This is a genomic window from Psychrobacter sp. 1U2, assembly GCF_051847575.1.
In genome coordinates, this window is record NZ_JBPYDC010001629.1 from 1 (window position 1) to 554 (window position 554).

1 protein-coding gene is annotated in these 554 nt (G+C 48.0%); it reads left to right on the forward strand.

The genetic code is table 11. The annotated features are described in order from the left end of the window. Positions 1-554 (forward strand): c-type cytochrome (locus tag ACS8FD_RS23545; protein WP_439277631.1); only part of this gene is annotated, 554 nt, incomplete at both ends.

Below are 554 nucleotides of genomic sequence, written 5' to 3' on the forward strand. Positions count from 1 at the left end.
GTCAGGAGCGCAGCTTGGGACATGGTATGCGCCCAATATCACTCCTGATAAATCAAGCGGTATAGGCAATTGGAGTGAGCAAGACATCGTCACTTACTTGCGTACAGGTGAGCTGGATCAACGAGTCTTTGCTGGTGGACCTATGGGAGAGGTGGTATCGCACAGTACTCGCTATTTAAAAGACACAGATCTAAACGCAATTGCCTCTTATCTTAAGACCGTACCTGTCGTACAAACAGATGATAAGGTTCATCCGGTCAATGCATCCCGTCTGACAGCCCCACTCAATGAATCAATCACTCATGACCTGCTTGCCCAAAAGGACTACTTAGCGCAGGCGAAAGCTGAGGTTCAAGGTGGTAGTAATTCGCCAGAAGCATTATACCTTGCTGCTTGTGGTAGCTGTCACGGTGTTGATGGTTATGGCCAACCGGATGCTCGTTATGCACCTATTGTGGGTCTAAGCAGTATCCGCCGTGAAAAGCCGGATGGTTTAATCAATGTTATTCTTCATGGTGTTGATGGCGCAACCAATACCAGTCCTAAGATGCCAG